This window comes from Peptoniphilus sp. Marseille-Q6390 (assembly GCF_965119475.1).
Genome location: NZ_CBCPLS010000001.1, coordinates 1,138,319 through 1,164,602 on the forward strand (window position 1 = coordinate 1,138,319; position 26,284 = coordinate 1,164,602).

Consider the following 26,284-nt stretch of genomic DNA (forward strand, 5'->3'; position numbering starts at 1 on the left):
TTTTTAATTTTTTAAGAAAAGCTTTTCCATTTAATCTTAAGATTTTACATATTTAGTCCTATTTTATCCCATAAATTACCTCATCTTTATATTTTTAATAAAAAAACCTATCTTAAATTTTTGATAGGTAAAATTTTAAGATTTGAAAATTTATATTTTTAATTTCCAATAAAAAACTTCGGCATAACCGAAGCTTCTAATTTTATAAATTTTTCATTTCCTCTTCTAAGTTTTTAATTATTCTCTCGTAAACTTCTCTCTCAATGTCTTGAGTCCTTAACTTTATCTTGTCCTCTTCCTTATTTTCTCTTGGCATAGACCAGTCTCTTTTTGCTCTCAACCAATGTGGATTGTCTTCGCTTAAGAAGACTTTTTTAAACTGGGCATCTATCTCAAGAGTTTCCTTATCCAAACTTTCCCTGTATTCAGAGGGTGACCTGCCAAAGCTTTCTCTAAAGGCATTGTTAAAGCTCCTCACATTAGAAAATCCATGATCAAAGGCTATATCAGAAATTTTTTTCTCACTTTGCTTGAGGTCCTTTGTTGCATTTGAAAGTCTCTTCCTCTGCAAGTATTCTGTAAAAGAAATCCCAAGATTCTTTGAAACAATTTCAGAAGTGTAGTTTGGATGGTAGCCAACAAGGTCAGCCAAGTCCTGAAGACTAATTTTCTCCCTGTAATTCTCGTCTAGGTACTTTATTATCTTCCTCATAGCTTCATCGCTGTCTGCCCCAAACTTTTCACTCTTGCTTCTTACTTCTTTCTCTGCAAAGTACAACAAGGAATTTAACACAACTTCATCACTTGCAAGAGACCTCATCATGATTTTTTCCAAAGAATCATCTTCAAAAGAAGTAATGATGTTGACAATAGATTTTCTAATTTCCCTTGCATAGTCACTGTTTCTTGTCAAGTCATCTGTTGCTCCCTGCCAAAAATACCTATCTCTATTTTTCCCGAAGGCATTTAAGATTTTGGGACTAAAGTGAAAGACAAGGGCAATAGTTTCTCTCTCCTTAGCAAGAGTTGCGTGGCCCTCATTGCTATTAAAGAAAATTATGTCGTCTTTTGAGAGTTTATAAATTTTTCCATTGACGCAGGCCTCAAGGCTCCCATTTATTACCACTAAGCACTCAACGTCTTCGTGCCAATTATAATTAAAGGCACCTACATAGTAGGCGTAGCATTTTATATTTATTTTTTCATTTTCAATCTTCCTGTCATAGGAAAAATTAAGCTCTTTCATAATATCAACCTCAAGACAATTTTATCATATACCTTGAGTTTTTGCCTCTTTAGAAAATTTTATTCATTAAAAAAGATAGACCTGTGACCTATCTCTTTATTAGTCTTCCATTAAATACTTCACTGTTACTGCTGCCAGAGTCTTTGCGCAAATCACCATGGCATCTTCTCTTATGTCAAATTTTGGATTGTGGTTTGCATAGGGTGCGTCTTCTTTTTTTGCTCCAACGAAATAAAAGCAAGATGGCCTTTCCTTTGCGTAGTAGGCAAAATCTTCTGATGCTGTTTGCGGTCCTCCGTCATAAATTTTCTTGACTTCTTTTATATCTGCTTCTTTAATTGCATCTACTACAAGGTCTGTCATGGCTGGGTCGTTGTAGAGGACTGGGTAGTCGTTTTTGCATTCTACTTGGACTTCCATGCCAAAAGTTTCGCCAATTCCCTTGGCAATTCTTTCTATTTCTTTTTCAATTTTTTCTCTTGTTTCATCTGACATGGACCTTATGTCTCCTACTAGTCTCACAGAGTCCTTTATTATATTAAAACTTCCTTCCCCTTCAAAGGATCCAATTGTAACAACTCCGTTTTCAAAAGGAGACAATCTTCTCGATACAATAGTTTGAACTGCTGTTACGAAGTGTGAAGCTGCAACTATAGAATCATTTGCTAGGTGAGGCATAGATCCGTGGCCGCCTACCCCTTGGAACTTAATAGAAAACTTTGACCTACTAGTTTGGGTGTTGCCCTTGTGGTATTGAACATCTCCGTAGTCCACGGCTGACATTACGTGAATACCAAAGACATTGTCCACTCCATCAAGAACTCCAGCTTCAATCATTTGCTTTGCTCCCCCTGGTGGTGTCTCTTCTGCGTGTTGGTGGATAATTACAATCTTGCCCCTTAGTTGGTCTTTCTTTTCTCGCAAGATGTCTGCCAAAACCATGAGGTAGCCTGTGTGAGCATCATGGCCACAAGCGTGCATTACGCCAGGATTTTTTGATGCAAAGGGAAGCCCTGTCTCTTCCTGAATTGGCAAAGCGTCAAAGTCTGCCCTAAGGGCAATAGTCTTGCCAGGCTTACCTGTGTCAATGACAACTCTAAGTCCATTGCCTCCCATGTTTTTTGTGACCTCTACGTCTTTGTCCTTGTAGTAGTCGGCAAGGTACTTTGCAGTCTCAACCTCTTCAAAGGAAAGCTCTGGGTTCTCGTGAATGTGGCGACGGTGTTTTACCATCTCATCTTGTCTCTTATCTATCTCATCAAAAATCTCTTTAAGTAACATATTCTCCCCCTCTTTAATTTTTATTTTACTAAATTATACTCCTAAAAATTTGTATTTTAAAGGGACTAGAAAACTAGCCCCTAGATATTTATATATTTATTTATAATTAGTCTGCCTTGAAAAATTCTACTCCTCCTGTGAAGATGTCTTCAAGTTCCATGTCTCTGATGTTCTTGAAAGTATTTTCTACAAATCTTTCGCTGTGGCCCATCTTGCCAAGGATTTTTCCGTCTTCTGACATAACTGCTTCTACGTTTAATGCTGAGCCATTTGGTGCATCTGTGTAGCAAAGCGCAACTTGTTCCTTGTCTAAGATTTCCCTTATGGCTTCTTCACTTGCAATGAATCTTCCTTCTCCGTGAGAAATTGGAACCTTGTAAGTCTTTCCTTCATCAAGTTTAGCAAGCCATGGTGAATTGTTTGACATTACTACTGTGTCTACCACTCTTGCAATATGTCTTGAGCAAGTGTTGTAAGTTAGAGTTGGGTCATCTTCTTCAAGGTCTTTGATCTTGCCGTAAGGAAGAAGTCCTGTCTTAACTAGAGCTTGGAAGCCGTTACAAATTCCAAGGATTAGTCCGTCGTTGTCATCTAATAGTGTTTCGATTGCCTTCTTAACTTTTTCAGACCTAATTACATTGGCAATAAATTTACCAGATCCACCTGGTTCATCTCCTAGTGAGAAACCTCCAGGTATTGCAAGAATTTGTGCCTTGGAAATTTTTTCTGCCAATTCCTCTATAGATTCTTGAAGGGCCTTGTCGTCCTTGTTTCTAAAGATTACAACTTCTGCTTTTGCTCCAGCTCTTTCAAAGGCTCTTGCTGTGTCGTATTCTGAGTTTGTGCCAGGGAAGGCTGGGATTACAACCTTAACTTCATCAACTGGCTTCTTAGACTTCATCCTTCTCTTTGGAGCCTTAGCTTGATCAATCTTTTCAAGTTTATGTGAGTCAAGTGGCTTGAAGATCTTGTCCATTGTAGTTAGATATGCCTTAGATAGTTTTTCTATATCTAGTTTTTCTCCATTGACAATCATTCCATCTTCTGTGAAGTCACCAAGTTTTTCTATGAAGTCCCTGTCTTCTAGGTACTCAACTATAAAGGATCCGTAAAGTGGTGAGTATAGGTCATCTAATTTTATGTCAAAGCCCACATTGTCTATTGCCATTTCAAAAATTTGTGGAAGGCTTCCCTTATGAGTTATAGCTGCAGCAGAAATTATATTTCCAGCTTCAATTTCTTTTTGTAGGCTTAGGAAGTTTTCTTTTGCCATGTCTAGGTCAAGGGCTCCAATGCCATCTCTCTTTGTTATTATAAGTCCAAGTTTACCCTTGCCCTTAAATTCTGGGCTGATTATGTTTTTCGCATCAACAGTATTTACTGCAAAGGAAATTAGAGTTGGTGGAACATTTATGTCCTCGAAGCTTCCACTCATGGAGTCCTTGCCCCCAATTGGTGGTGCGTCAAAGAATCTTGATGCCTTTAAGGCTCCAAGAAGTGACTTAAGTGGTTTTGACCAAGACTTCTTGTTGTCCATCTTTTCATAAAATTCTTGGAAGGAAAGTCTAATGCCTTCTAGTGGTGCACCTGCTGCCACAAGTTTTGCAATAGATTCTATTACTGCATAGTAGCCTCCAAGGAATTGTGATTCTTCAGATAATTTTGGATTAAATCCATAGGACATCACTGAAGCTGTTCTTGATTCGCCATAATCTGTTGGGATAAGGGCTGCCATAACTTGGGCTGGTGTATTTTGCTTCTTGCCCCCAAGAGGTTGTAGGACTGTTGCTGCTCCCACTGATGAGTCAAAGAGTTCTATCATATTCTTCTTAGAAGTTATATTTAAGTCTTGTAGATATTTTTCTAGATCTTCTAGTCCATCCTTCTTATTTAAGAATTTTGGAAGGTCTTCACTTACAACTTCAACTTCTTCAAATCTCTTGGCACCAGTTTGGTTTACAAAGTCGTAACTCATGTCGCAGATAAGTTCGTCCTTGTAGTACATCTTTAATCTATTGTCGCCAGTTACCCTAGCAACTAAGGTAGCTTCAAGATTTTCCTTGTCTGCAAGTTCCATAAACTTGTCTACGTCATTCTTGTCTATAACAACTGCCATTCTCTCTTGAGATTCTGAAATTGCAATTTCTCTTGGCTTTAGTCCCATGTATTTTAGTGGAACCTTGTCAAGTTTTACTTCGATGGAGTCTGCAAGCTCGCCAATGGCAACAGAAACTCCACCTGCACCAAAGTCGTTACACTTTTTGATTAACTTTGCTGCTTCAGGATTTCTAAATAATCTTTGAATCTTTCTTTCTTCTGGAGCGTTACCCTTTTGCACTTGAGCAGATTCTGTTTCAATAGAAGAAACATTGTGAGACTTTGATGAGCCAGTTGCTCCACCAATTCCATCTCTACCAGTTCTTCCACCAAGAAGGATAACTACATCTCCTTCAGTAGGTTCTATTCTCTTTACATTTTCAAGAGGACAGGCTGCTATAACTGCACCAGTTTCCATCCTCTTTGCCACATAGCCTGGGTGATATAATTCGTCAACAAGTCCAGTTGCAACTCCAACTTGGTTGCCGTAAGAAGAGTAGCCAAGAGCTGCTTCTGTGACAATTTTCTTTTGTGGTAATTTACCTTCAAGAGTTTTTTCAATTGGAGTGAAGGGATCTCCTGCTCCAGTTACCCTCATGGCTTGGTAAACATAGGACCTACCAGAAAGCGGGTCTCTTATGGCACCACCAAGACAAGTTGAGGCACCGCCAACAGGTTCGATTTCTGTTGGGTGGTTGTGGGTTTCGTTCTTAAACATAAGTAGGTAGTCTCGGTCTTCTATCTTGCCATCAACTTCTACCTTTGCCTTAATCTTTACAGAGCAGGCATTTATTTCAGATGAAACTTCTAGGTCATCTAGCTTTCCATTTTTTCTAAGTTCCTTGGATAAAATTGTGCCAAGCCCCATTAGGGTAACTGGCTTTTTAACTCCAAGCTCTTCTCTCATCTTTAGGTAATCGTCAAAAACTCTTTTGATTTCCTTGTCAAGTTCAGTCACTACGTTAAAGTCAACGTCAAGTTCTGTGTTAAAAGTTGTGTGCCTACAGTGGTCAGACCAATAAGTATCAATTATTGCAACTTCAGTTTCATTTGGGTCCCTATTTTCTGACTTGAAGTAGTCTTGTAATACCTCTAAGTCTTCTGGACTCATGGCTAGAGACTTTTCTTCAACAAATTTAATAAGTCCATCCTTGTCAAGTTTATTGAAGCCATCATAAACTAGGTTTTCGTGGTTTTCCTTTGCATCTTCCCTAAGTTCAGTTTCCTTATATACATCAACTTCTTGAGAGTCAACAGGGTTAATCAAAAAGGCCTTAATCTTTTCAAGGTCAGCTTGGCTTACTCCTCCAATGTCATAAACTTCTGTGACCTTGGCTCTTAGCTTTTCATCAGTGAAAAGGGCAAGAGTTTGGATAAGTCCCTCTTCCCTGTTGTCAAATTGTCCTGCTTGGTATTGGATTCCAATAGGATTTTCAAAGGACTCCTCTAATTTTTTGTAGTCTTCATAATAAACTTCTTCTACTGGAGCTTCATAAAAAACGCTGGCCAAAGTTTTTTCTAGGCTTTCATCTTTTATGTCTACGTCGTATCTCCTGTAGGTTTTTATATAAGTAGTTTCGATTCCAAGAGAGTTTTTAATTTCTTCTCTTAGGGCCTTGGATTGGTGGTCAAATTCATTTTTCTTGCAGATATAAATTCTCTTAACATTATTTTTCATCTTGAACTAACTCCTTTGGCTCCACTGCGTAAGTTCCATTAAAGCAAGCTTCGCAGAATTTATTTTCTTTCATCAAAGTAGCATTTAACATTCCCTCCATGGATATAAAGGCAAGGGAATCTGCTCCAATCTTCTTTCGCATTTCTTCTACAGAATAGTTTGCAGCAATAAGTTTTTGTCTGGAAGGTGTGTTAATTCCATAATAACAAGGGAATTTTACTGGAGGAGAAACTATCCTCATGTGGACTTCCTTGGCTCCAGCCTTCTTCATCCTCTTGATGAGATTTTTGGAAGTTGTTCCTCTTACAATGGAGTCGTCAACTAGGATAATTCTCTTTCCCTTTAAGACAGTTTCAAGAGGGTTAAGTTTTAATTTTACAGAAAGTTCTCTTTCTTCAGCAGTTGGTTTGATAAAGGTCCTTCCCATGTACCTGTTTTTAACAAGACCTTCTGCAAAAGGAATACCAGATTCTTGTGCATAACCCATAGCAGCTGGAGTACCAGAGTCTGGAACTGCAATTACAAGGTCTGCCTCTACGGGAGCTTCTCTTGATAAGATTTCTCCACACCTTCTCCTAAAGTTGTAGGAGTTAACTCCGTCTAAAGTGGCATCAGTTCTTGCAAAGTAAACATACTCAAAGATGCAGTGTTTCTTTTCAGCTTTTTCAAAAAAGTCTGAGTGGATTCCCTTCTTATCTACAACAATAATTTCTGAAGGTTCAACATTTCTTATAGCATCAGTTCCAATAATTTCAAGAGGAGCATTTTCAGAAGCAATTATTACTTCTCCATTTTTTGCCCTGCCAATAAGAAGTGGTCTAAAACCATTTGGGTCCCTAAAGGCAATTAGCTTGTCTTCAAAAAGCATTACAACGCTGTAGGCTCCCTTGATTCTTGCCATGGTCTTCTTAACTGCTTCTACAATGTCGCCCTTGTAATATTTAGCAACTAATGAAAGGATAACTTCTGTGTCGATTGCAGTTTGAAAAAGCATGCCTTCTTCTTCAAGTTCATCCCTAATTGATTGATGGTTCACAAGGTTGCCATTGTGAGCAAGAGCAAACTCTCTGTTCTTTGAAAAGGCAAGTAGGGGTTGTGAGTTGTACCTATAGGATCCGCCTGCTGTTGCATAACGAACATGACCAATCCCAACATTTCCCTTTAGCTTCAAAAAGCTTTCATCATCAAAGTTGTCATAGACAAGTCCCATACCCTTGTCTAATATCATGTCCTCTCCATTAAAAACACAAATACCTGATGCTTCTTGTCCCCTGTGTTGAAGGGAGTTGAGCCCGTAAAATAATTTTTTACTCACGTCATTTTGTGAGTATATCCCTATAACGCCACACATTATTCTGCCACCTCGTTCTTCCTAAAATAAAAATCTTCCATTCTTCCTCCAATTAAAAAAGCTCATCAAAAAGATGAGCCAAAAATACCTATTAAAAAATTAGTCGCAAATATAGAGTCTATACGGCCGTGAGCTTTATCCATAAAAAATTTTGAATTCATAGGACATGATAACATGGCTAATAACCTCCATAATGTAATGAATTAATTATATCATAAAATTTTTATAATGTGGAAATAGCTTTTAAATTTTAAACTTTTATCAACTAAATGTTTTTTAGATCTTAACAAAATTTCTCTTGCGACTTTCTACAAAGAAATTTATTCACCCTTCTTCTTTGCTGCCAAGCTATCTACCATGAAGATGGCAATCATTGTGTAAAGAAGCCAAGACTTCTTTGGGTAGGAAAGATAAATTGGCTCCCAGATTGGCTTGAACTTTTCCTTGTAGGCCCTAAGACCTTCAAAGGAGTAGAACTTGTAGCCAAACTTATAAACCAAGTAAGCAATCTTTTCTTCCACAAAACTGTTGCTATTGATGCCGACATTGGAGAGTGGTGCCATTCCCATTGCAAAATATTTTTTTCCCTTGTCCTTAAAGTAGAGAAAGAGATTTAAAAATAAATATTCCATAATGCTGTTGGGAGTTCCCTCTCTGTAATACCTCATGAGGTCAATGGTTGCCCAAGTATCTCCAGGGTTGGGCATAATATTTGCAAAGGCAAGGATCTTTCCATCTTCATCTTTCACTATTGCCATGTCGCAAAGTCCCAGGTAGTCCCTGTCGAAATAGCCAAGAGAAAATCCCTTTTCCCTTCTTCCTCCAAGCCAGTCATTGGAAATTTCTTCAAGAGTATCTAAGAAGTCCTTGTCAAAGGGACCGCTTACAACTTCAAAGCTATAAGAATTCTTTTCAAATTTTGACATTACATTTCTTTGTGACTTGTGGTCACGACCCTCTAGGCTAAATTCTTCTAGGTCAATGGATGCAGTTTCGCCAAACTTTATAAATGAAAAGCCAAAGTCATGGAGCTTAATAGTTTCTTCTTCGCCAACTTCATAAAAAATTGCCTTATAACCATAGAGGTCTGCATCCTTTACAAATTTTTCAAGGAGCTTCTTGTAGTCCTCTTCCTTGCCAAAGGGTGACCCCATGACAATGATCCTGTCCCAGTAAGTGTAAATGGACATGCCACAAGTTGCCTGACCGTCCTCTTCATAATAATAAATTTCCTTGTCACCGACTAGGGCAAGGGGAGCTTCTGGTCCAGACTGGTAGTCTGATAATATCTTCATGACCTTGTCCCTATCTAGTTCTTCGCCTAACTTAATTTTTTCTCCCTTTAAATATCCTATCAAGACCTTCATTATACAAATCAAAATCAAGAAGAAGAAGAAAAAGTTGAGGAAGGACCTTTCAAAGGGAATTAAGAGAAAGTCCTTGTAGTTTAGGGGAGTGAGCCTGTAGTTTAAAGCCATAAAATAAATTGTCACAAGAGAGATGAAGACAAGGACAAGAATGTCCAAGGTTAGGGCCTCTGGCGAGTAAACAAATTGCTCTCTTGTTGCCACCTCTTTAGTTTTCACTCCTAGGTAAATTAATATTAAGATGTAGAAAATTTCAATTAAGCCAAAGCCTGAAAAGATTGAATAAACTAAGGCCAAACTTAAAATGATTAAGCTTAAGCTTCCTGCCTTCTTCACTCTTTCCCTCTTGGCTCGTCCCAAAATAATAAAGGCAAGTCCAAAGATTATGCTTGGAAATTGGTAAAGCAAGTTGGCATTTATAGGAGAAAAATTCTTGAGCCAATGAAACTTTGATAACTCGTCGGGAATTGTAGATGAAAAAATCATAAAGGCCCCGCCAAGATAGAGCATAAGGGAAAAGATATCAAGACCCAGAGATTTTATAATTCTCGAGGGAATCTTGTCATTCTTCTCATCAAAGATAGATCCCAAGTCATGAACAAAAAATACTGCCCCAAGCATAAAGGGAAGGATGTAGTAAAAGAGTCTATACAAGAGTAGCCAAGATAAAATCAAGTCTGTCTCAATCCCAAAGGACTTTAAGGCTCCCAAGACAACAAGTTCAAAGGATCCGAGTCCACCTGGTATAAAGGAAGCAAGTCCAAGAATACATCCAATCGCAAAAATTCCTATGACCTTAAATAGGCTTAGTCTTACCCCAAGAAAAGTTCCAATAATATAGAAGAAAAGACTTGCACAGGACCATTCCATAAGGGAAACCAAGGACACGTCTCTTGCGTATTTTTTGGAAATTGAAAAATCGCCATCATTTTTAAATTTTGAAACAAAAAATAAAACTGGATAGTAGAGGATTGCTCCAAAAAGCCAAGGGCTATAGTGGAGGAGGACTTCCTCTCCTGATACAAGAGTATAAACAAGGGACAAGAGTGCCAAGCTTGATAGTCCTACTATGTCAAAAAGAAGAGACTTAACTAAAAACTTTAAAAGGTTTTTGTCCTCCTTGCCTTGTCCATAGTACCTTATCCTGAGACCAAGATTTATAACTCCTCCAAAGCCTATTAGGTTGTTAAAGGAGTTAACTGTAATGGACCTCTTGATTATGTAGGATTTTTTTCTGTCAAGGTCCAAGAAGTCACTTAACAAGATGTCGTAAAATATCATGGGAGAGAAGGCAAGAAAACCCAAGACTCCCATGGCAAAAACTTTTACCAAAGAAAGTTGATGAAAGATTGCTGAAATTTCTTCTAGGGAAATCTCTTTTCTTAGTTTTGTAAATTCAAGGACAACAAGTAAGATGACGCCACCTAGGAAGATGGGCCTTATCCAAGACAATATTTTTTTTAAATTTTTCATTTCTTAACCTCTTTTTTTAGAAAATCAAGGACCACCCTGTTGTATTCCTTGGGGTTTGACCTAGCAACCTTGTGGCCGTGATTTTTTATAATGTATAACTTAGATTTTTTTATCTTTTTAGCAATTTTATAAAAATTTTCAAGATAAATCAGGTCCCTTTCTCCAGCCAAAATTAAAACTGGAAAGTCAAACTTCTCGTAGTCTGAGTCCTTTATCTTTAACTTATTAAAATTTAATGAATAGACAGAGAAATAATATTCAAGACTTGTAAAGATCTTGGATAAAAATAATAGGTTGTAGTAAAAAATATAGGATAAAAGCCTTGGAATTAATTTTACTTGAGAAAATTCTTTGTTGGGAGAATTTAAAATAAGTCTTTTCACCCTATTTGGAAAATTCTTGGCAAAGGTTAGGGCAAGATTTGCTCCATCAGAAAAGCCAAGCAGGTTTATCTTATCTATTTTTAAAAAGTCCAAGACATCTAGGACATCAAGAGATAGGTCCTCCATGTTTAAGTCCTTAGACCTGTCGCTCTTTCCGTGACCTCTGGTGTCCATGGCTATGACCCTGTAAAATTTTTTAAATTCCTTTATTTGCTTTTCAAAAAAATTGGAATCGTCGCCGTTGCCGTGAAGGAGAAGAAGGTCCTCGCCCTCTCCAAGAATTCTCACATAAATCCTCGCGCCGTCGCGAACTCTAATAAATTTTTCCATACCATCACCTGAGTATCCCTCTCTACTTGACCTATTGTACCACTATTTTCTTATTTTTTCTTAAAAGAAGCTTCTATTATATTAGTCATATGGAATCAAATTATAAATATCTATAAATTTTTTAAGATGCTTTTATATTCATTGCTTACAAAAAGCAATTTTGATAAAATATGCAGTGATAATATTTATCAATTTAAGGAGGATGCAATGGTAAAAAAAACATCTGTAATTTTTATCTTGTGCTTAACACTTTTATTCAATTCAATAAGTGTATTTGCACAAGCTACAAATGACAAAAAAGTAAGTTTAAAACTAGAAAAGACGTCGGATAAATATATGGAATTTTCCATTGAGCCAAAGGAGACCATAGATAAAATTTCAGGAATAAAAACTGACACAGTTTTTACTCACGAAAAAATGCTAAAGAGTAGCATCGGTTGGACTTCTGGGAAAAAGGGTTATGCTATTGAAAATGGAAAACTTTACATAGAGACTATTAAGAACAAGCACACAATAACTCTTAATCTAAATGACGGAAGTGATCTTCATTTTCTCCTAAAGGATGGTAAATGCGAAAGTATTGACTTAGCACATCCACCAAAGGGAAAAATTCACTTAAAGTTAGAGGGCTATTTTGAGGGTGCTCTTGTGGGACAAAGAAAGTATGATGCAGTAAGTGCATCAACTGGAGCTGCAAGTGACAACAAGAACTCCGACATAAAAGTCTATGGTCAAATAACTGAAGAAAATGAAGCTCCTAATCCAAAAGCTTGGAAAGAGCTTTCCAAATCTGATATAGAAGTTGATAAGGGATTAACGAAAATAACTTTAGACCCTAAGTCTGGAATGAAAGCTAACTTTAACGCTCTAGACTCTTCTATTACTCTAGCAGGTGAACCAAAAAATGTTGGTGACTATCCTGTAAAGGTAGAACTAGTTGATATATATGGCAGAAGGGCAACTAGTAATGCCGCCTGGTTCTCTGTTTCTGATATAGAATCAACTTACCTCGACAAGGTTATGAAGGATGTAAATACAAAGCTTAAAACGACTCAAAATAACAAGGTTTTATTTAATCAAGAACCTTGGTATATTGGTTATTTCAATGAAAATAATAAGGGTGCTAATCAATCCTTTACTGTTCCAAAGAACATAAATCTATGGCAAGGATCTCATGAAAGTGGAACCTATGGACAATTAGGATTGATTTTGCCAATAAGTGAAAATCCAGATAAAAATAAATTCCAATATAGACCTGATGAAGAAAGAATTCCAATTCAAAATTTCGTCCTAGAAGAAGGAACTAATCTTACACTTGTAAATATGAAGGTCTTCTCTGGAGTAAATATAATAGTTAAAAAAGGGGCTACCCTAAATGTTCATGATTCATCAATTTATGGAAGAATAACAGTTAATGGCGGTAGGCTTAGGATAAACTACGACCCTAAGGGAACTTTTCAAGGTGAGTTAGGAAAGTCTTCAGGTGCAAAAGTTGTTTCTGGATCATCTATCCAAGGACAAATTATCCTAAATGATGGAGCGGTTTTGGAAAGCTCTTATATTTATTCAAATACAAATAATTTGACAGATGCCAATAAGGCTATAAAAAATACAAGACCTGTTGTCCTTGTTAAGGGTAAGGCCTTTATAAAGGGAAATGTTTTTGTAAAAGGAGATGAATCTCCAACAGGAAGTGAAGCAAATGGCTTGCCTTATAGGGGTCAAACTGGTATGGAAATTGATGGTGGATCTCTTACTGTCTTAAAGGATTCAAATCTTTATGTATATGGTGGTGGAACTACTGCAACTACATCTCGTGGTGGTAATGCTCTTGTTCTTAAAAATAAGGGTAAAGTTCTAGGTGACGGAGGTCTTGCCCTTATGGGTGGAACTGGTCAAACTAGAGAAGGTGGATATGCGGCTTGTGGAGATGGAATCATATCAACAAAGTCTGCTTACCTAAGAGCAGGTAATGGTAACATTGAAACACCTGCTAAGGAAGATGGCATTGAAATAACAAAAAATGTTGTTGGAAGTGTCCATAATGGTAAAAAAGGAACCGGAAGAATAGCAGAAGAATATCCTGAATTCTGGGGACATAGCTCTCTTCCTAAAAAGTTAGATGATGAAAAAATTGGAAAAACTCTTATAAACCCTGATGGTAAGGATAAGGTTGAGGGTGAAACTCCACCTGTTTTTGAAGACAAAAAACCAGGCAATTTCCTAAAAAGAGTTGAACTTGTTACAAATTCTTTCCACAACAAATCAACACAAATCAATAATAGAAGTGAGGACTCCAAGGCTTGGCTAGAAAAATTAGCTAAGGGCGATGGAGAGGTCAAACTTGGAGAGGAAAAGTTAAATCTTGTTCAAGATGAAGTTCCTGGACAAAAGGGCTATAAGGTTGATGGAAACTTCTTATATATCTACGGATTAAAAGTAGACGATAAAATAGATATTAAGCTTGATGGATATGTGCCCCTTAGATTAAAGGCTGTTGCAAGTAACTACCCAAAAATACCATATTTATTAGTTGCCTTTAAAGGAGAAAAGGAAGAAAGACCTTATCTTCCTGAAAAAGAGGTTGATATTTCAGTTGAAAGTGTCAATGCTGCAAAAAATTATATTAATGGTATTGAAATAAATGAATCTGCCCTAAATCAAGCAGGTGTAAATATTGGTAAAAATTCTTCAACTATAGATGCTTTCAAAGAAGCAATTAAAAAAGCTAAAGAACTTGCTAACAAAGCAAGTCTTAACGATGAAGAAAAGAAGGAACTTGTCTCTTACTTCACTAATAAGTTTGAGGAACAAACAAAAAATATTAAGCTAGATATGAATCTAGAAGATGAAAAAGTTATAACTAATAAATATGATAACACTAGGCTCCATGCAAAATTAAATGATGGAAAAGTAAGTTACTCCTCTCAGTTGCAAAATCTATCCAAGGACTCCTATCCTAAACTTAAAATTTATAGGATTGATAAAAGTTCTTATGAAACAAGGCAAAATTTAGATGCAACTTCTGGGGCAACTGTGCCAAGCTTTGAAGATAACGTCTTGGATGAAAAATATTATGACATTAAAAAGCTTTTAAATAATAATCAAGACAGGACTTCTGCAACAAATAATAAATACGAAATTGATATTAAAGAAAATGATATAAAAAGAGACTTCCCAGAAACGAAACTTTTAAAAATTGTTTTCTCTGTAGAACTTGCTAATGGTATTTATGCAAAAAGCTCTGACTTTGTATTTCTAAATGACACAAAGAATGAAGATAAACCTAGTGAAAATCCATCAACAGAAAATAACAATGTATCTACTGATAACAATACTTCAATTGTAGAAGAAAAAGATCCTATTAAGGAAGAAGCAAATAAAAATATTGCCAAGCCAAAGACAGAATCCACAGGTCATTATGAATACAGGCTAACAAAAAATTATTCTCCAACAAAAGTTAAACATACTAAAAAGACTTCTCAAAAATCTTTTATAGCTGGCTATCCTGATGGCTTGTTTAGACCGGACAATTCTGTTACAAGAGCTGAAGCTGCTCAAATGCTTTGGGTCTTAGAAAATGCCACTGCATCAAACTTAAAAGCAGACTTTAAGGACGCAAAAGATTCTTGGTACAACCAAGCTCTTAACTATACAAGATCTAAGGGAATGTTGCTTGCTAAGGATGGTAATATTAGACCTGATGTCCCTATGACTAGGGGAGAATTTGTTAGAATGTTATATCCCCTTCTAGCAGATAAGTCAGGTGGACCAAGATTTAATGATATTGCAGGTCATGAGTTTGAAGCCGCAATATTAAGATCTAGTGCCAATGGAATAATAAAGGGCTATCCAGATGGAAGCTTTAAACCTGATGGAAAAGTCACAAGAGCAGAAACAGTTACTATGCTTAACAAATTATCTAATAGATATTTGACATTAGATGACCTTAAGAAAAATAATTCTAAAATAAAAGAATTTTCTGATGTTCAAAAATCTCATTGGGCTTACTTGCAAATTATGTCAGCTGTAAACTACCCTATCATAAATGAAGTTACAGAAACTTATTACACTTATAAGGATGGATATGAAGAATCTTGGAACAAGGTTTGGGTTGAAAATTCTAAAGAAGTTACTGAAGATAAGGACCAAAATAATAAACCAGATTCAAATGCAAAAAAGGATTATATTGAAAGTAAATTAGATGACAAAACTTCTAATGTTAATATAGAAGGGAAACTTACGAAAGATGCAAAGCTTGTGGTTGTAGATAAATCCACTACAAAGGATGGTAAGGTTACAATAACAGTTCCTGAAACAATTTTAAAGGATTATAAAACTTTAAAGCCTGCACAAGACAAGCTTTATGAAATTGTAAAATCCTTTGATATAAAAATACTTGGTGACTATCAAGGAAAACTTAAAATAAGCTTGCCTGTTGGTGAAGAAAATAATGGAAGAAGGGCTATTATAAAGCACCTTTCAAAGGATGGTTTAAAAACTTATACATCAACTGTCGAAAAGGGCAGCGTAAGCTTTGAAGTAGATAGCCTATCACCTTTTGTTGTTATAGTCGAAAAGGATAAAGTTGATAAGGAACTTGTAAATCTAAAGAAACAACTCCAAGAAAAAATTGATCTTGCAAAGGCAAAAGATGAAACTAAGTTTACAAAAAAATCCTTTGATGCATTGAAAGCCGAGATAGCAAAAGCAGACTCCTTAAAAGATTCTAATGATAAGGAAGCCTTAAAAGTGGCATTAAAAGACTTGCAAAATTCACTTGACTCTTTGATAACAATTGGCGATTCATCAATACTAGAGAAAAAGCTAGAAGAAGCCTTAAAACTAACAAAAGATGAATCTTACACAGAAGATTCAAGGAAAACTTTAGAAAACTTCTTAAATAGATTTGCAGGATATGACTTCGATAATGCTACAGAAGATGATATTAAGTATGATTTAAAACTAGTTGAAGAAGCAGTTAATAAGCTTGTAAAAAAACCAAGCCAAGTGATAGTAGAAGTATTAGTTAATAAGAGTGGCTCTTCAAGTGATAATCTAAAGGGAATTATTGGAAAAACTTTCGCAGATTTGACAAGTGATTCTGGAAGCTACAAGATTGAAGATCCAAGTATAAGTGGTAAAGTCTTCCTTGGATGGAAAATAAATGATGACTCAGAAATTTTATCAAGTGATGCCTTAAAATCAAAAGTCATTACACAGGATATGGTTAAGGACGGAAGAATAAATATTTCTGCTGAGTTTAAAGATGAAGTTAATCCTTCACAAGAAGACGCTAAAACACCTAAATTTATATCATCTCCTAAGAAATATTTCGCACTTGCTATTGACCCTTCTGATGATGACACAATTGCCTGGCTTAATCTTCTAAAGGGCTCTACTGTTAATGTTTCTAGATATCCAAGTGGAGAAAAACTAAACTCTACCTCACGTTATTCTACAGAAACTGGATACTATGTTTATTCTAAATCTTCTTTAAGCATCAAAAATCTAAAAGTTGGAGATATAGTTAAGGTAGAAGTTCCTGGCTATAAGGATGTCTTTGTTAGAGCTGAAAAATATAGTTATAGCTACAACTTAGTTCAAATTGAAAACCCTGAAAAGAAAGAAGGCTCTGAACCAAAGCCTGCACCTAAAGTTAGTGTAGAAGTGTTGGTTAATAAGGGTGGTTCTTCAAGTGATAATCTAAAGGGAATTCTTGGAAAAACTTTCGCAGATTTGACAAGTGATTCTGGAAGCTACAAGATTGAAGATCCAAGTATAAGTGGTAAAGTCTTCCTTGGATGGAAAATAAATGATGGCTCAGAAATTTTATCAAGTGATTCCTTAAAATCAAAAGTCATTACACAGGATATGGTTAAGGACGGAAGAATAAATATTTCTGCTGAGTTTAAAGATGAAGTTAATCCTTCACAAGAAGACGCTAAAACACCTAAATTTATATCATCTCCTAAGAAATATTTCGCACTTGCTATTGACCCTTCTGATGATGATACAATTGCCTGGCTTAATCTTCTAAAGGGCTCTACTGTTAATGTTTCTAGATATCCAAGTGGAGAAAAACTAAACTCTACCTCACGTTATTCTACAGAAACTGGATACTATGTTTATTCTAAATCTTCTTTAAGCATCAAAAATCTAAAAGTTGGAGATATAGTTAAGGTGGAAGTCCCTGGTTATAAGGACGTCTTTGTTAAGGCTGAAAAATTTGGAAGAAGCTACAACTTAGTTCAAATTGAAAACCCTGAAACTAAAGAAAATAATAATGTACAACCAAGCGAAGGAAAAAATCCTAAGCCAAACACTCAACTTAAAAAAATTATTTTTGCAGAATCTGAAAATAGAAAGATAAGACTAAAAAAAGATCACCCAGACAATGGTGACTGGCTAAGCCAAATAGAAGAAAAAGCCATCGTTAAGAAGCTAGAAAATAATACTTTTGTAGATCTAAATAAAAGTGATGTAAGCATCTATAATAAATCCTCTAATAAATCTATAACTATTAAAAATTTAAAAGCGGGTGATATTATAAAAATATCACTATATGGTTTTGAAGATATTTATCTAAAGGCTATAAAAAATGGTCAAAGCTATCAGCTAGTTCAAATAGAAAAGCCAAACCTCTAAATAAAACAAATAATATAGTAATTACTCCTAATAGTGTCAGATAAAACTGGCACTATTTTTTTATTCATACTTTACTAATCCCAATTTTCATGGCAAAGAAAAAAGAGCAGGTCTAAGCCTACTCTCTTTCTAAAAAAGTATTTATTTAAATGTGTTGTCGCGATTTTAATTTTTTGCTTTCACAAATTTTATTTCTTAAATACTATTTTCTAATGAAAATTTATTATTCAACAGTAATTTTTGATGCTCCCTCAATTTTTACATTTGAGTTGTAATATTTTGTAAGTGCCTTAATCATGTAAGCTGGGTCTTTTGCTCCAGCTGTTTCATAACTAGAGTGCATTGCTAGTTGTGGAAGTCCAATGTCAACTGCGTGAAGGGAAACTTGTGTGTTGGATAAGTTTCCAAGAGTTGAACCACCTTGCATGTTAGATCTGTTGGCAAAGTGTTGAACTGGGACATCAGCAAGGGCGCAAATCTTTTTGAATACTGCTTGTGAAAAGGCATCTGATGTGTACTTTTGGTTAGCAGCTTCTTTGATTACAATACCTTGGTTCATGAAAGTTCTGTTTTCGTCATCAGTTAATTCCTTGTGGTTTGGATGAACTGCATGAGCATTGTCAGCACTTACCAGGAAGGATTTTGCAACAGCCTTGTGATATTCTTCTTCTTCAAAGCCAAGACCAGCATTAAGTCTTTTTAGCGTGTCGTGAAGAAGTGTTGACATGGCACCTTGTTTTGTGTTTGATCCAACTTCTTCGTTGTCGAAGCAGCAGTAAACATTTACTGCCTTGTCGTTTGAACCAGCTATAAAGGCCTTAAGTGAAGTGAAGGCACATTCTAGGTCGTCAAGTTTTGGTGATGAAACAAATTCATCCTTAAAGCCCCAGATTTTTCCTTCTTGTCTATTTACTAAGAATAGGTCCTTAGAAATAATTTGTTCTTCCTTAACTCCAAGTTCTTCAGCTATCATCTTGTTGTAATCTCCCTTTTTCATAGCTCCACTTGTAAATAGTGGAAGAAGGTCAACTTGTCTGTTAAACTTATAACCGTTGTTTACTTCCCTGTTCATGTGGATGGCTACATCAGGTATGATTAAGATGTCTTTGTCAATGTATAAAAGTTTTGATACAATTGCGCCATCTTCTTCAACTAAGACTCTTCCACCTAGGGTAAGAGGCTTGTCAAACCATGTCCAATCAATTGGTCCACCATAAACTTCTACATTTAATTTTACATAGTCTCCTGGGCCATCAAGCTCTGGCATACTTTTCACCTTGTAAGTTGGTGAGTCAGAGTGAGAAGCCACAAGTTGGTAGTGGTAATCTGAAAGGTCACTACCTACCTTAAAGGCAATAATACTTGAGCCGTTTCTTGTAGTGTAATAGTTCTTGCCCTTTTCAATAGTCCAGCTTTCGCCTTCCTTTAATTCTATAAAGTCTTCCTTGTCAAGATATGTCTTCACAGTGTCAACTGTGTGGAACATACTTGCAGATTTTCTAATAAATTCTAACAATTCCTTTGAAGTTTCTAAATAATTCATACTTCCTCCTTTTAGAATTTAGCTAAGTTTTTTATCTTCCTTTGCCCTAATCATTGGTAGGATTACTCCAAGTGCAACAAGTACAAGTGGTGTAATTACGTTAAGTGCCATTTGCATTGGATCGTCTGAAATCATACCTAGCATACAGCAAGCAGCTGTTAATATGAAGCACCAGAAGCCAAAGAATAGAGCAATTCCTTGGTTACGAGTAAAGTAGAATTCTCTTTTTACGTCGCCCCTGTTCTTTCTCAAGAAGATATAAGCCAAGAATACCCATAGGTAACGAAGTGGCATAGTGATTGAGTTAAGCTTTGTTAATTGTCTTAATACAGTTGCAGCACCTGGCACAAGAATTTGTGCAAGGATAATTGAACCTGCAAGAACAATTATAAGCTTAATACCGTTGATGTAAGCACCGTATTTGTTTTTCTTAAGAAGCTTTCTTGGGATGTATTTATTTGTCTTGTCATCATCAAGTAGCATTCTTAGTGGTGCGTCAATACTTACAACAAGTGTAGAGAATTGACCAATCATATTACATAGAGCGTAGATAATCATAATTGAATTTCCTACACCATAGTATTCTCCAACTCTTTCGAAGGCCCAATAAGCACCATTAGCTGCGTAAGAGTCAAAAGTTGCTGAGTCTGCATTGATAATACCAGGATCAAACATCATACCCATAGCAATAGTACCAAAGATAGCTGAAATAATTACCATTACAGCAGCGAAAATCATTGCCTTAGGGAATTCCTTTGAAGAGTTACCTTCCATGTGGTTTACATAAGGACTCATCTTTTCAATACCACCAACAGCAAATACAAGAATTGATAAAGAAGTGAAATACTTCATATCAAAAGTTGGAATCAAGTTGTCAAGTGACCAGTCCATTGCTTGGTAACCACCATCTGGATTAATCTTTGGTGCAGCAAGCATCATTAAGATGTAAAGAATACCCATGACAAACATACTTGAACCTGCAATAGTTGCAAGGTTTTTAAGTGGGTTAAGACCTCTACTTGCTACCCAGCAGAAAATTAAAAATACTGCTAGAGTTGCGATTTGTACATAAACAGTTGGTAGGGAATCATAAACTTCTGCGTTTTGGAAGAACATCCAAGACATAGCCTTTAGTCCACCTGAACCCTTTGAAGCAATGTAAGTGATGTGACATGCCCAATAAGTCCAACCTGCGTAATAAGCTAACTTATCACTAGAAGTTGCTCTTATCCATGATGTAACTCCACCACCTTCATCCTTGAAGGAAGAACCAAGTTCCCCAACCATAAGTGCGTTTGGAATAAAATAAAGTGCGAACATTAGGATCCATGAAAATATTACTTGGATTCCGTTAAAGAATACGAAACCGTTAACAACATTTCCAAAACCCCATAAAGTGGAAAAGGCCATGAACGCCAGCATATACCACTTAATTTTCTTTTGTGAATCTTGCATTTTAACTCTCCTCTCAAAAAAATAATTGCATGATTAATTTAATTATAACCTTAAAAAAATAGACCGTCTAGTGTATTTAAAAAATAAGAAAAACATTTTACTATTTTGATTTATAACTCATTCCACTTTATATCGGTTAGGCGATAAAGTCTTGAGTCTCTAAAAATACAAATCTATATTGCTTTTAAGTGAAATAGGATTTTCATTTGAAATAATTTTGATTTATCTTTACCTATTAAAAAATACAATTTTTAAGAGGATTTAAGATTGTCTTTTATCATTAATTTCTTCTAAATTGCAACAATAAACCAAAAAAATTCTTTATAAATATAAAGAAGTGCATACTTTTAATAAGATGCACTTCTTTTTTGTTATTTAATATTTTATTTTCTTAATTACATCTATAACGTCGCCATATCTATCTTCTACATTTGCTACAATTTCGTCAATTGTCTCTATACCACTTGGCTTACCTGTAATCTTATAAGCAATATCTCTAAGTTCTTCTATAGTTTTTAAATCTAAAGAAGATTTTTCTAAGTTATTCTTTAGAAACTCATAATTTTTATGTTTTGGATTTAAAGCTATACCTGCCTCAGTAACAACAACAGCTATATCTTTTCCTGGAGTACATTTTGTAAATACTTTATCTACTACACTAGGAGTTCTTTTCCTGTTAATTGGTACCGCGATTATTGAGAGGTCAACCCCTGCTGCAACATCAGGACCTCCACCAATTCCACTTAGCATCTTTCCGTTAGATCCCACAAGTAGATTCACATTAAAATCAGTATCCACTTCTAAAGCACCTAATATACCAACATTAACCATATTTACAGAGCAACCTTTTAAGTTTGGATTTGCATATTTACCACTATCTATTTCAATCATTCTTTGATTTTCAAATAGAACCTTAGCAGAGTTCGCATCAAAAGATTGTACAGCCAAAACATTTTTAACTAAGCCTTCTTCTAGCATTTCAGATATATAGGATGTAACTCCGCCCAATGCAAAGGAGGCTTTAATTCCTTCTTTTTCCATTTCTTTTCTTAAAAAATCAGTACAAGCTATAGCAATAGCCCCTGCTCCTGTTTGGAATGAGAAACCTTCTTTAAAATATCCTGAGTATTTTATAACATCAACAACTTGTCTTGATATTTGTAAATCTAATGGTCGATTACTTATTCTTGCTGCTCCTACACCTATTTTAGATGCGTCACCAATTTCATCTACAACCACAACATAATCAACATTATCTTGTGTAACTGACCATTTTTCACAAGGATATGGAACTAGATTATCTGTAATAACAATGGATTTTGTTGCATATCGAACATCTATCATTGGATAACTTAGTGTTCCGCAAACATTTTTTCCATAAGCTCCAGTTGCATTTCCAAATTCATCCGCTGACGATGCACCTACAAAAGCAACATCAATTTTTAAAGATCCTTCTTGTATTGCCCTTGCTCTTCCTCCGTGAGGTCTTAGTGTCACCCCTCTTTTGAGTCCATTTTTAAGGATGTAGTTTCCTAATTCACCCCTAATTCCACTTGCCTCAACGGATGTTATTGTCCCATTTTCAATATAATGAATAAAATCAACATTATCTAAGTTAACAATTGCACTTGCTGCTATTTTTAAGTCTTTAATTCCTAATTCCTCTATCACCTTAAGGACTTGGCTAATTAATAAATCCCCTGTCCTAAAGTGATGATGAAAAGAAATTGTCATACCATCTTTTAGACCTGACTTCTTTATCGCATCAGTTAAACTGTCACATATTTTGTTATTAATCATAGGTCAGCCTCCTTTATTTTTCCAGCAGCCACTGCCCTTCTTAATACTTTTTCTGCTCTTTCCACAATAGGCTTATCAATCATTTCTCCGTCTAATTTTATAACTCCAGAAGAGGATTCATTTGCTTCTTTCAAAGCATTCTTTATGTTCATAGCTTTTTCAATCTCTTGGTCAGTTGGAGTGAATACATCATTTACTGGTTTAACTTGGTTTGGATGAATTAAATATTTCCCATCAAAACCAAAGTCTTTTATGAATTCTGTTTCCTTAATTAAACCTTCTGTATCTTTAAAGTTGGCATAAACTGTATCATAAACCTGAATATCAGCTAGCCTAGCGGCCATTACTACTGCATTTCTAGCAAAGAATAGCTCCCAAGACTCTTTAGTCCTATTAGCACCCATACTAACTGAATAGTCTTCGCCACCTATTGAAATCGCAATAGTTCTTTTACTAGCTTTTGCAATTTCGTTTATGTTTGAAACGCCCATTACGTTCTCAACACCAGCTATTATTTTAGTTTTTCCACTTTCAATTCCATACTTATTTTCAAGTTCAGTAATAATTTCATCAGCTTTTTTAACGTCATCCGCTGTTTCAATCTTTGGGAATCTTATAACATCAGGTTGAGCAAGGACCATAGCTTCTAAATCTTTTTTTCCAATATCACTATTTATGTCGTTTACCCTAACCATTAATTCTGTATCAGTTACTCTTTCTGATGTTAAAAAATTAAAGACTAATAATCTTGCATAGTCTTTATCTTTCATTTGAACAGAATCTTCTAAGTCTATTAAAATAGAATCTGCTCCATAAAACTGAGAAGATACTAAGTTCTTTGCGTTACTTGCTGAAGCATATAATATTGATCTTCTTAATTTATTGTCTTTCATAGTAAACTCCTCCAATCAATATCACTTATTCCCTCATGCTCAAAAACAGCATATTCCACTCTAGACTTTATAATGTAGTCATAAGCCCCATTGTCTATAGCGACAATATTATAATTTTTGTCAGTGCATTTTTTTACTGTTTCCTTAATTAAATTTTCAATTTGTTTTCCAAATTGAAGTTTTGATGGAGATGTTAATTCTACTGTAGTGTTATCATTTTCACTTTCAATTTGAATATGTATATCTCCCTTTTTTACATCTTTTATAGTCATCAAATTCTCCTTTCTTCTTGAAATCAAAATATTCTTAATTTAACCCCATTATATATTATTAATTAAGTCATTAATAATAAGAGTTTAATATGGGGGTCATAAACAATATCTATTTTATTATGTATGCTATACTTGATAAAATGTTATCAATGGAGGAAGTAAAAGTGAATTTTCAAGATATTTATTATGCTATTACTGTTGATAGAGAAAGAAGTATTACAAAGGCTTCCAATGTTTTATATGTTTCTCAACCATCACTCAGTCAATGCATACAAAAATTAGAAAAAGAATTAAACATTACTATTTTCAAAAGAACATCAAGAGGTGTAGAGCCTACCGACGAAGGTGAAATATTCTTAGATTTTGCTAAAAATGTTTACACACTTCAAAAGGATTTTGAAACAAAATTATGTGACAAAACCAAGGCAACCTCAGGTAAGGTTGTTGTTGGTTTTACAGGAACTCAAGCATCATATGTATTACCATATTTTCTTCCAAACTTCAAAAAACTTTATCCAAATATAAACATAGTTTTAGAAGAAGCCACAAGCGATAACATAGAAAAAATGTTAGAAGAAAAAACTGTTGATATTGGAATTATACATCCACCAATTTTAAATAATAATTTGGATTTTTTTGAATTAAGTGTAGATAAAATGATTGTTGTTCCTAGAAAAGAAAGTAATTATTTAGATTATGTATATGATGAAAAATATATTAATCTTGATTTTTTCAAAAAAGAGGAAATTTGCACAACTTATCCTTGGCAAAGATCTCATATGATAACCATGAAAATTCTTGAAAATGCTAATATTAATCCTTTAATTAAAAAGACTTGTAGAAACCTATCTACTTTAGATGCCTTAGCACAGGTAGAATACAGCTCAGTCTTTTTACCAGAAAAACAAATATCTGATAATTTAAAGAAAGAAAAAGAATATTTCTTTATTGATGAAGAATTAAACGAATCTTTCTCTTTCTGTGTTGCAACTCTAAAAGGATCTTATATCTCAAATGCAACGAAAATATTATTAGATTATTTGAAAAAAATTCAATATAGTTTTTAAAAAGAAAGGAGTATTTTATGTTAACAAACTTAATAGGGATAGGTACAATATCATTAATAATTTATGTTGTAATTATCCTAATTGTAAACACTGTTTTTAAAAGAAAAATGGCTGAGTGTATGTTTTGGGCTTATTTAGTATTGTTAGGTATTACAATATTTAAATTACCAGAATTCAACGAATCTATAAAAGACAGCTTATCTTTTGCATTAAAGCAAGAAGTAATTTATGCAGCTATGGCTTTCACATTCATGGCCTACATAATGAATAAAACAGGAGTAATTGAAAGACTTGTAAATATTTTGAATAGTATGCTTGGCAGACTTCCAGGAGGTTCAGCTTACGTATCAACTATTGCTAGTGCTTTGTTTGGGATGATTTCTGGATCTGGTTCTGGTAACGCCGCAGCTGTTGGGTCAATTACTATTCCATGGATGAAAAAGACTGGTTGGTCAGATAACATGGCCACAACAATAGTTGCAGGTAATGCTGGATTAGGTATTGCATTTCCACCTTCATCTTCAATGTTCTTACTTCTAGGAATGCCAGCTATTGCTAAGGAAATAACAAGTGAGGAACTATACATCACACTTTTATCAGCTGCTACTATTCTTTTAATTTACAGATTAATACTAGTTAGATTTTATGTTAAAAAATATAATATTCAAGCAGTTGAAAACCAAAATTTAAACGTAGGCGCAACACTTAAAGAAAATTGGAAGTCTTTATTAATATTCCTAGGTGTTATAATTCCTGTTGTTATAACTTCTGGTCCTGTTAAAGAGTATTTAACAGCTTCAGAAACTTTTGGCAAAGACGCTTTAAAATCAGTATCACTAATATTATGGATTCCTATCTTAATAACATTCATAGCTATGCTCGAAGGAAGAAAGTTTTTACCAAAAACTGCAAAAGGATGGTGGGAACTAAATAAAGAATCCTATTCACAATATGCCCAAACTGGCGTTTTACTATTCTTTGCTTTTGCAGCAAGTAGACTTTTAATAAGCCTAGGACTTGAAGAAGAAGTTAATGGAATCTTTGCTATCTTGGCATCTCACTCAAAATTTGTAGTAATATTAGGCGTGGCAGTACTTTCAACAATGATGGTTGGACCTTTCACTGGTACAGCAACTACAACTGCTATTGGTTCAATTGCTTATCTAGCATTAAGATCAATTAATGTTGAACCAGCTGTTGCTTGTTCAGTATTATTACTGTTATTCTCTAATGAAGGATGTATTCCACCAAACTCTGCACCAATTTATATTGCATGTAGTATTTCAGGACTTGAAAACCCTGCAAGCACATTTAAGAATTTAGTTTTTGCCTACGCATTTCCAGCAATATTATTTGCTATGTTAATGGCACTTGGTATAATACCACTTTTATAATAAGGA

At 35.0% G+C, this 26,284-nt stretch carries 14 protein-coding genes; 3 read left to right on the forward strand and 11 right to left on the reverse strand.

The genetic code is table 11. The annotated features are described in order from the left end of the window. Positions 1–202 precede the first annotated feature (202 nt). The 6 genes from ACWPVO_RS05505 to ACWPVO_RS05530 form a co-directional block, all read right to left on the reverse strand. A complete protein-coding gene (locus ACWPVO_RS05505) occupies positions 203–1,246 on the reverse strand; it encodes an AraC family transcriptional regulator (RefSeq protein ID WP_148464992.1) in 1,044 nt (347 codons plus the stop codon). A gap of 99 nt (positions 1,247–1,345) precedes the next feature. Then, positions 1,346–2,527, reverse strand: coding sequence for an amidohydrolase (locus tag ACWPVO_RS05510; protein ID WP_148464991.1), 1,182 nt, complete (start codon positions 2,525–2,527; stop codon positions 1,346–1,348). A 106-nt stretch (positions 2,528–2,633) separates the two neighbouring features. Continuing rightward, positions 2,634–6,302, reverse strand: coding sequence for a phosphoribosylformylglycinamidine synthase (locus ACWPVO_RS05515; RefSeq protein ID WP_454207079.1), 3,669 nt, complete (start codon positions 6,300–6,302; stop codon positions 2,634–2,636). Next, a complete protein-coding gene (gene purF, locus ACWPVO_RS05520) occupies positions 6,292–7,653 on the reverse strand; it encodes an amidophosphoribosyltransferase (RefSeq protein ID WP_005955159.1) in 1,362 nt (453 codons plus the stop codon). The genes ACWPVO_RS05515 and purF overlap by 11 nt, the downstream gene beginning before the upstream one ends. A gap of 320 nt (positions 7,654–7,973) precedes the next feature. Next, on the reverse strand, positions 7,974–10,493 hold the full coding sequence (gene mprF, locus ACWPVO_RS05525) for a bifunctional lysylphosphatidylglycerol flippase/synthetase MprF (RefSeq protein WP_454207081.1): 2,520 nt from the start codon (positions 10,491–10,493) through the stop codon (positions 7,974–7,976). Next, on the reverse strand, positions 10,490–11,206 hold the full coding sequence (locus ACWPVO_RS05530) for an alpha/beta fold hydrolase (RefSeq protein ID WP_454207083.1): 717 nt from the start codon (positions 11,204–11,206) through the stop codon (positions 10,490–10,492). Before ACWPVO_RS05530 ends, mprF begins: the two co-directional genes overlap by 4 nt. A 207-nt stretch (positions 11,207–11,413) precedes the next feature. Between ACWPVO_RS05530 and ACWPVO_RS05535 the strand changes: the two genes are divergently transcribed. Continuing rightward, positions 11,414–17,854 carry an S-layer homology domain-containing protein gene (locus ACWPVO_RS05535; RefSeq protein WP_454207085.1) on the forward strand — a complete coding sequence of 2,147 codons (6,441 nt, stop codon included), beginning with the start codon at positions 11,414–11,416 and terminating at the stop codon, positions 17,852–17,854. A 223-nt stretch (positions 17,855–18,077) separates the two neighbouring features. Here the strand turns inward: ACWPVO_RS05535 and ACWPVO_RS05540 are convergent, their stop codons facing one another. From ACWPVO_RS05540 to ACWPVO_RS05560, 5 genes are all read right to left on the reverse strand, one after another. Continuing rightward, positions 18,078–19,397: a M18 family aminopeptidase gene (locus ACWPVO_RS05540; RefSeq protein WP_454207087.1), complete on the reverse strand. Its 1,320-nt coding sequence runs from the start codon at positions 19,395–19,397 to the stop codon at positions 18,078–18,080. Between the two features lie 18 nt (positions 19,398–19,415). Next, on the reverse strand, positions 19,416–20,852 hold the full coding sequence (locus tag ACWPVO_RS05545) for an APC family permease (protein ID WP_454207089.1): 1,437 nt from the start codon (positions 20,850–20,852) through the stop codon (positions 19,416–19,418). A gap of 375 nt (positions 20,853–21,227) precedes the next feature. Then, positions 21,228–22,652: a citrate lyase subunit alpha gene (gene citF, locus ACWPVO_RS05550; RefSeq protein WP_454207091.1), complete on the reverse strand. Its 1,425-nt coding sequence runs from the start codon at positions 22,650–22,652 to the stop codon at positions 21,228–21,230. Then, positions 22,649–23,545, reverse strand: coding sequence for an HpcH/HpaI aldolase/citrate lyase family protein (locus ACWPVO_RS05555; protein WP_454207093.1), 897 nt, complete (start codon positions 23,543–23,545; stop codon positions 22,649–22,651). Before ACWPVO_RS05555 ends, citF begins: the two co-directional genes overlap by 4 nt. After that, entirely contained in the window at positions 23,542–23,817 is a 276-nt protein-coding gene (locus ACWPVO_RS05560; protein ID WP_454207095.1) for a citrate lyase acyl carrier protein, read from the reverse strand. Before ACWPVO_RS05560 ends, ACWPVO_RS05555 begins: the two co-directional genes overlap by 4 nt. A 164-nt stretch (positions 23,818–23,981) precedes the next feature. Here ACWPVO_RS05560 and ACWPVO_RS05565 point away from each other — a divergent pair, with 164 nt between their 5' ends. Further along, positions 23,982–24,884, forward strand: a complete 903-nt coding sequence (locus ACWPVO_RS05565; protein ID WP_454207097.1) for a LysR family transcriptional regulator — start codon at positions 23,982–23,984, stop codon at positions 24,882–24,884. Between the two features lie 17 nt (positions 24,885–24,901). Continuing rightward, positions 24,902–26,278, forward strand: a complete 1,377-nt coding sequence (locus ACWPVO_RS05570) for a TRAP transporter large permease subunit (RefSeq protein WP_454207099.1) — start codon at positions 24,902–24,904, stop codon at positions 26,276–26,278. Positions 26,279–26,284: the final 6 nt, after the last annotated feature.